The 7,331-nt window shown below is 73.2% G+C and carries 8 protein-coding genes and 1 rRNA gene; 6 read left to right on the plus strand and 3 right to left on the minus strand.

Annotation, left to right across the window (positions count from 1 at the left end):
* Nucleotides 1–1,385 (minus strand): acyclic terpene utilization AtuA family protein (locus E1264_RS37645; protein ID WP_132181518.1); only part of this gene is annotated, 1,385 nt, incomplete at its 3' end.
* 112 nt (nucleotides 1,386–1,497) lie between these two features.
* Between E1264_RS37645 and E1264_RS37650 the strand changes: the two genes are divergently transcribed.
* Nucleotides 1,498–2,106, plus strand: a complete 609-nt coding sequence (locus E1264_RS37650; protein WP_207936766.1) for a TetR/AcrR family transcriptional regulator — start codon at nucleotides 1,498–1,500, stop codon at nucleotides 2,104–2,106.
* Between the two features lie 70 nt (nucleotides 2,107–2,176).
* On the opposite strand, the gene E1264_RS37655 is transcribed toward E1264_RS37650, so the two are convergent.
* Nucleotides 2,177–2,599, minus strand: coding sequence for a class I SAM-dependent methyltransferase (locus E1264_RS37655; RefSeq protein ID WP_132181522.1), 423 nt, complete (start codon nucleotides 2,597–2,599; stop codon nucleotides 2,177–2,179).
* Between the two features lie 77 nt (nucleotides 2,600–2,676).
* On the opposite strand from E1264_RS37655, the gene E1264_RS37660 reads away from it, so the two are divergent.
* Genes E1264_RS37660 through E1264_RS37680 form a run of 5 tightly spaced genes read left to right on the plus strand, consistent with a single transcriptional unit; the run spans nucleotide 2,677 to nucleotide 7,174 of the window.
* Entirely contained in the window at nucleotides 2,677–3,486 is an 810-nt protein-coding gene (locus E1264_RS37660; RefSeq protein WP_132181524.1) for a metalloregulator ArsR/SmtB family transcription factor, read from the plus strand.
* Nucleotides 3,487–3,512: 26 nt separating this feature from the next.
* Nucleotides 3,513–4,190: a DUF998 domain-containing protein gene (locus E1264_RS37665; RefSeq protein WP_132181526.1), complete on the plus strand. Its 678-nt coding sequence runs from the start codon at nucleotides 3,513–3,515 to the stop codon at nucleotides 4,188–4,190.
* Nucleotides 4,191–4,249: 59 nt separating this feature from the next.
* Complete coding sequence (locus tag E1264_RS37670) at nucleotides 4,250–5,776, plus strand: NAD(P)/FAD-dependent oxidoreductase (protein WP_207936775.1); 1,527 nt, start codon at nucleotides 4,250–4,252, stop codon at nucleotides 5,774–5,776.
* Nucleotides 5,773–6,555, plus strand: a complete 783-nt coding sequence (locus E1264_RS37675) for a fatty acid desaturase (RefSeq protein ID WP_132181530.1) — start codon at nucleotides 5,773–5,775, stop codon at nucleotides 6,553–6,555. Before E1264_RS37670 ends, E1264_RS37675 begins: the two co-directional genes overlap by 4 nt.
* A gap of 4 nt (nucleotides 6,556–6,559) precedes the next feature.
* Nucleotides 6,560–7,174 carry a TetR/AcrR family transcriptional regulator gene (locus E1264_RS37680; protein WP_132181532.1) on the plus strand — a complete coding sequence of 205 codons (615 nt, stop codon included), beginning with the start codon at nucleotides 6,560–6,562 and terminating at the stop codon, nucleotides 7,172–7,174.
* Between the two features lie 43 nt (nucleotides 7,175–7,217).
* Here the strand turns inward: E1264_RS37680 and rrf are convergent.
* Nucleotides 7,218–7,331: ribosomal RNA gene (gene rrf / locus E1264_RS37685) — 5S ribosomal RNA — on the minus strand; the annotation flags it as partial.

Consider the following 7,331-nt stretch of genomic DNA (forward strand, 5'->3'; position numbering starts at 1 on the left):
CGCCGGCCGTCCACCGGTTCACCCGCCTCGACCACGGCGGCCCCGGGCGGGGAGTCGATCGTGGCCGGCGGGGGCGGGATGGGGACGCGACGGCCGTCGTGGGTCACGGCCACATGCTCGACCGCCTCGTTCGGGACGAACGCCGGGGTGTAGACGCCGTAGGGGCTCGCCTTGCCCGGCGGGGACGTCATCGTGAAGCCGGGGTACCCCGCGAGGGCCAGTTCCACCGCCGCGCCGCTGAAGGCCCGCCCGACCTTCTCCGGGTCGGGGTCGAGGACGGCGCACCGGAGCAGCGCGGTCGCCTCCCCCTGCGTCGCGGGATCGGGCCTCGCGGCCCCGAGAAGCGTCCACTCGACTCGCGAGGGCGCGGCATCACCGAACGCGGCCTCCATCTGCGCCTTGACGAGGTCGGCCTTCGCCTCGGCGCCGAGACCCGTGAGGACGAACGTCATCTCATTGCGGTGGCCGCCGAGGTGGTTGAGGCACACCTTGGTGGACGGGGGCGGCGGAAGCCCCCGGACGCCGCCGATCCGCACCCGGTCGGGCCCGTCCTGCGCCAGCTCGATCGTGTCGAAGCGCGCCGTGACGTCCGGACCGGCGTAGGACGGCCCGCCGATCTCGTACAGAAGCTGCGCCGTCACGGTCCCGACGGTCACCGCCCCGCCCGTGCCCTCGTGCTTGGTGATGACGCTGGACCCGTCGGCATCGATCTCGGCCACCGGAAAGCCCGGCGCCTTTACGTTGTAGATTTCTTCAAAGAAGGCGTAGTTGCCGCCCGTGGCCTGCGCCCCGCATTCGAGGACGTGCCCGGCGACGGTCGCGCCGGCCAGCGCGTCCCAGGCGTCCCGCGCCCAGCCGAAGTGCGCGGCGGCGGGCCCCACGACCAGCGAGGCGTCGGTCACGCGCCCGGTGACCACCACATCGGCGCCGTCCCGCAGGCACTCGGCGATCCCCCACGCGCCCAGGTAGGCGTTCGCGGTCAGCGGCGCCCCGTACCGCTCGTGCCCGAAGCCCAGCTCCTCCGCCCGCGCGAGCAGATCGTCGCCCTCCACGTGGGCGACCCGCACCTCAAGGCCGAGCCGTCCGGCCAGCTCGCGCAGCCGCTCCGCGAGCCCGCGCGGGTTGAGCCCACCGGCATTGGCGACGATGCTGACGCCCCGCTCCGCGGCGAGCCCGAGACACTCCTCCATCTGCCGCAGGAACGTCGTCGCGTACCCGGCCTCCGGGTCCTTCAGCCTGCCGCGCCCCAGGATCAGCATGGTCAGCTCGGCGAGGTAGTCGCCGGTGAGGACGTCCAGCGGCCCGCCCTCCAGCATCTCCCGCATCGCGGAGAACCGGTCGCCGTAGAAGCCCGAGGCGTTGCCGACCCGCAGCGGTTGGCTCATGGCCCGAACCTTGCCAGCCCCGAATCAGAAAATCAATCACGCATGATTGTTCTTGCGGTCACAGCCGCACGGCGCGGCCCGGGGTGAGGGGCCGCGTAGCATGGGCGGCCTGATGACCACGCAGGCACTCCCCCGCGAACCGCGGCAGGATCGCAGCCGGGCCACGCGCCGCCGTCTGCTGGAGGCGGCCGTCGAGTGCCTCGCCTCCGTGGGATGGGCCGGGACGACCGTCGCCGTCGTCGCCGAGCGCGCCGGCGTCTCCCGGGGCGCGGCGCAGCACCACTTCAGGACGCGCGAGGAGCTGGTGACCGCGGCGGTCGAGTACGGGTCCGAGGTGCGGGTGGCGCAGATCCGCGAGCGCTTGGTCGTGCCGTCCGGGCGGCGCCCGTCCACCCTGGACGTGGTCATGATGCTCGGCGAGATGTACACGACCCCGCTGTTCCGGGCCGCGCTGCAGCTCTGGGTCGCCGCCAGCTCCGACGAGCAGCTCCGCGCGCGGGTCCTTCCCCTGGAGGCCCGGGTCGGGCGGGAGGCGCACCGCCTCACCGTCGAGGCCCTCGGCGCGGACGAGAGCGTCCCCGGCGTCCGCGAGACGGTCCAGGCGACGCTCGACCTCGTCCGCGGCCTGGGCCTGGCCGACCTCCTCACCGACGACTCCGCCCGCCGGACCCGGCTCCTGCGCCAGTGGGCCGCAACCCTCGACACGGCCCTGTCCCGCTGACCCGCGGCCTTCCCGTCCCGCTGACCCGCGGCCCTGCCGCCCCGGGTCGTTGATCTCGGGCGTCGGGCGGTCAGTTCACGGCCAGTTCGCGTAGCGGGTCGCCGCCGTCGATGAAGAGCCGCCCGCCCGGCGCCAGGGCCGCGGCGATGCGCCGCATCGCCGCACGGCCCGCCTCCGGGTGGCGGCCGTCGAGGGCGCCGACCCGGACCGCGAACGCCAGGTCGAAGGGGGCCTCACCGGGCTCCAGCACGAAGTCCTCGATCGCGGCCTGCCGGACGCTCATCCGCCCCGACGCGATCTCGTCCGCCCCGGCGGCCTCCGCCTGCGCGACCGCCTTCGCGGACCGGTCGATCGCGAGGATGTGCCCCGTGCCGAGCCGCGCCGCGACGGCCCGCGCGGCGGCGCCGGGCCCGCAGCCGATCTCCAGGACCCGCATACCGGGTTCGAGCGGCAGCGCGTCCACGATCGTCGCCAGGCGAGGTGAGAGCGGCATGGCCCCGACCATAGCGGACCGCCCTGCTCCCTGAAGCATGGTTGACATGTGACCTTTTGGTCACCTATTTTCGCGGTGTGAAGGACGACGATCTGGCGTTCAAGGCGCTGGCGGACCCGACCCGCCGCTTCCTGCTCGACCTGCTGTTCGCCCGGGACGGGCGGACGCTCGGCGAACTGGAGGCGGAGGTGGAGATGACCCGGTTCGGGGTCGCCAAGCATCTGCGGGTGCTGGAGGAGGCCGGGCTGGTGGTCGCGCGCCGCTCGGGCAGGGAAAAGCTGCACTTCCTCAACCCCGTGCCGATCCGGCTGATCCACGACCGGTGGATCGGCAAGTACACCGAGCGGCCCGCCGCGGCGCTCGCCGACCTCAAGCGAGAACTGGAGTCCGGTATGACGACGACCGACACGAGCACCGAGGGCGGCCGGGCCGTCCACGTGTACCGCGTGTACATCAAGGCGACCCCGCAGGCCATCTGGGACGCGATCACCAAGCCGGAGTGGGCCGTGAAGTACGGCTACCAGGCGCCGGTGGAGTACGACCTGCGTCCCGGCGGCGCGTTCCGCGGGCTGGCCAGCGACGTCATGAAGGAGCACGGCGCCCCGGACGTGGTGCTCGACGGCGAGGTCATCGAGGCCGATCCGCCGCGCAGGCTCGTCCAGACGTGGCGGGCCCTGTACCTCGACGAGCCCGCCACCCGGCTCACCTACGAGATCGAGGACGACGAGCAGGGCATCTCGCGGCTGACCGTCACCCACGACGTCACCGGCGCGCCGCAGACCGCGGCGCAGACCAACGGCGAGCTCCCGGGCGCGGGCGGCGGCTGGAGCCAGACGCTCAGCGACCTGAAGACGCTGCTGGAAACCGGCGAACCCCTCTACACCTGACGATTCCGACGGCTTAGGAGGCCGCCATGTCCACCGACACCCTGGACCCCACCGCCACGCCCCGGCTGGCGGTTCCCACCCGCGTGCTGCTCGGCGGCGGGGCCGTCGCGGGGCCGCTGTTCGTGCTGCTCATCGTCGCGCAGGCCCTGACGCGCGACGGGTTCGACGCCGCCCGCCACCCGTTGAGCATGCTCAGCCTCGGCGAGCACGGCTGGATCCAGACCGCCAACTTCCTGGTCTGCGGGGTGCTGGTGCTGGCCTCCGCCGCCGGGCTGCGCCGCGTCCTGGCACCGGGCTCGGCGGGACGCGCCTGGGGCACCGCGCTCATCGCCGTCTACGGCGCGAGCCTGGTCTGGGCGGGCGTGTTCCCCACCGACCCGATGGACGGCTTCCCCGCCGGGACGCCCGCCGGCGCCGGCGAGGTCAGCTGGCACGGCATGCTGCACAACCTCGCGCCGGTCGGGATGGGCCTCGCGCTCAGCGCGGCCTGCCTGGTGTTCGCCCGCCGCTTCGCCCGCGAGGGACGGCGCGGCTGGACGATCTACAGCGTCGCCGCCGTGGCCGTCTACCTCGTCCTCGGGCTGGCCGCGTTCCCGGCGGGCGAGTACCGGCTGATGCTCGCCGGAGGCGCCGCCATCTGGACGTGGGCCGCGATGCTCTCCCTCATGTTCCTGATCGAGCGCGGCGACCGCCCTTCGTCCTGACCATTGACGGGACGCCGCGCCGAGCGCACTCTGAACACATGTTCAGAACAAGCGTTCAGATGGGTCGTCCAGCGAGGGCTGCCCGGTTCCCGGCGTCGTGCGACGTGGCCGTGCTCGGCGGCGGGCTCGCCGGGATGGCGACGGCGGCGCGGCTCCAGGCGGCCGGGCTGTCCACGCTCGTGATCGAGGCGCACGGCCATGTCGGCGGCTGCGCGGGCTACTACCGGCGGCGCGGCTTCTCCTTCGACGTGGGCGCGACCACGATGGTCGACTTCGAGCCGGGCGGGGTCGGCGCGGAGCTGCTCGACAGCATCGGGATGGATCCCGCGCCCGGCGAGGCGCTGCCCGGCTACGTCGGCTGGCTGCCGGACCGCAAGGTCACCCTCTACCGCGACACCGGGGCATGGCATCGCGAACGGCTGCGGGCGCTGGGCGACAGCCCCCGGCACCGGGCGTTCTGGGCGCGGCTCGACCGGATCGCGCAGGTGTTCTGGGACGCGAGCCGCTCCGGTGTCCGGCTGCCGATGCGCCGCCCCGCCGACGCCGTGCACAATCTGCGGGCGCTCGGCCCGCGCGGCGTCCCGCTCGCCCGCCACCTGAACACCACGCTCGGGGACGTCCTGGTCCGGCACGGGCTGCGCGGCGACGCGCCGCTGGTCGGGCTCCTGTCGATGCTGGTGGAGGACACGGTGCACAGCACCGTCGACCGGGCCCCGCTCATCAACGCCGCGCTCGGCGTCACGATCCGCGGCGCGGGCCTGACCCGCGCGGACGGCGGCATGCGCGGTTTCTGGCGGCGCTTCACCGCGCACTACCGCGCGATGGGCGGACGGCTCCGCGTCGGCTGCCGGGCCGAGCGGGTGTCCGGACGGGCGGGGGCGTTCACCGTCCAGACCAGCCATGGCGTCGTCCACGCCCGGCAGGTGGTGAGCGCGCTGCCAGCCGCCACGACCGCGCGCGTCGTCCCCGACCTCGCCGTCCCGCTCCGCCCCTACCTGGAGCGGGACGCGAACGAGCTGGGCGGCGCGATCGTCGTGTTCCTCGGCGTCCCGGACGCCGAGGTCGCCGGGCAGGAGTTCACCCACCACCAGCTGCTGCACGACTACGGCCGGCCGCTCGGTGACGGCAACAACATGTTCGTGTCGGTGTCCGCGCGGGGCGACACCGACAGCGCCCCGCCCGGCGAACGCGCCGTCATGATCTCCACGCACACGGGGCTCGCCGGCTGGCGGGACCTGCCGCACGCCGACTACGAGGCCCGCAAGCACGCGATCGGGGAGCGTCTCGTCGGCCTGGCACGCCGCGTCCATCCGAATCTCGGCGAGCGTGCACGCGTGTGGGAGGTCGGGACGCCGCGCTCCTACGAACGTTTCGCGTTCCGGCCCGGCGGCGCGGTCGGCGGACCGCACCAGACGCCGGGCAACGCCAACCAGAACGCCGTCCCGCATTCGCTGGGCGTGCCGGGGCTGTGGCTCGTCGGCGACTCGACCTGGCCCGGCCTCGGCACCGTCGCGTGCGCGCTGGGCAGCAGGATCGTCGCGGACGAGGCGCTCAAGTCGGCGCGGCGGACGGCGGTGGCCCGATGACGCTGCCGAAACTGTCCGAGCTCGGCCCCGACCTTCTCGTCACGACCCGCCCGCGCCGCGTCCGCACGCTGGCGCTGCCGTACGTCGGGATCGCCCTGTTCGCCGCGGCGTGGCTCGCCGGATGGTGGTGGGCGACGCCGCTCATCGCGTTCGGGATCTTCGTGGCCGTGGTGACGGCGACGCACGACGTCGTCCACCGTTCCCTGGGCCTCGGCAGTCGGGCCACGGAATGGGCCCTGTTCCTGCTGGGCGCCGTGCTCCTGGAAAGCGGCCACGCCTACCGCACCACGCACCTGCAACACCACCGGACGTTCCCCAGCGACGAGGACCCGGAGGGATATCCTGCCGACCTGTCCGCGCTCGGCGCGATCCTCTACGGCCCGGTCTTCCTCGCCCGCCTGTGGTGGTGGGCGTACGGACGCAGCCGGACGGGCCAGCGGCTGTGGCTGCTGGCGGAGGCGGCGCTGCCGTTCGCGGCGGTCGTGGCCGGCGCCGCCTGGTCGCGCGGGCTGCTCGTGTACGCCGTCATGATGATCGTGGGAAGCTGGGTGTATCCGCTGCTGACCGTCCACCTGCCGCACCGGCACTACGGGGACACGCCGCTCACGCAGACCCGCACACTACGCGGGCGCGTCGTCCCCGCCCTGTTCCTGGAGTTGACGTACCACTTGGAACACCATCTGTACCCGCAGGTGCCGAGCCACCACCTCGCGCGGCTCGCGCGGCGCCTCGACCCCGTCCTCGCCGAGGCGGGCGTGAAACCCTGGAAAGTGATCTGAGCGCATGGCGTCACGGGCGGAGACCAGGAACCGTCTCCTCGACGCGGCCATCCGGACGCTCGCCGTCGAGGGCTACGGCGGCACGACCGCCCGATCCATCGCCCGCACGGGCGGCTTCGCACCGGGCGTCATCTACTACCACTTCGACGACCTGGAGGCCCTGCTCGTCACGGCCCTCCGGCACACGAGCCAGGCCCGCAAGGCCCGCTACGAGGAGGCCCTCGGCTCCTGCACGGACGCCGCAGACCTGATCACCCGCCTCCGCGCGCTGTACGCCGAGGACATGGCGGACAAGGGGCACATCGACGCCGTCCAGGAACTCGTCACGGCCTCGGCGACCTCCCCGCGACTGCGAGCGGAAGTGCTCGCGCATGTCGATTCTTGGTCCCGATTCGCGGCTTCCGCCGTCCAGCGCCTCGTCGAAGGGACGGCGTTCGAGGACCTGGTGCCGTCACGCGACATCGGCATGATCGCGGTCGCGATGTTCCTCGGCATCCAGACCCTCATCCACCTGGACGGCGACCGCTCCCGCATCGAGTCGCTCTTCGCCACCGCCGAACCCGCCGCCATTCTCTGGGACGCCTTCACCGGCACCCGGAAACCCAACCCCGACAAATAAGAAAGGCCCCGCCGTTGTCGGCGGGGCCTTCCCCATAAGAAATGTCCGGCGGTGTCCTACTCTCCCACACAGTCTCCCATGCAGTACCATCGGCGCTGAAGAGCTTAACTTCCGGGTTCGGGATGGGACCGGGTGTTTCCCCTTCGCCAAAACCACC

This window comes from Actinomadura sp. KC216 (genome assembly GCF_004348535.1).
Classification (GTDB): Bacteria; Actinomycetota; Actinomycetes; order Streptosporangiales; family Streptosporangiaceae; genus Spirillospora.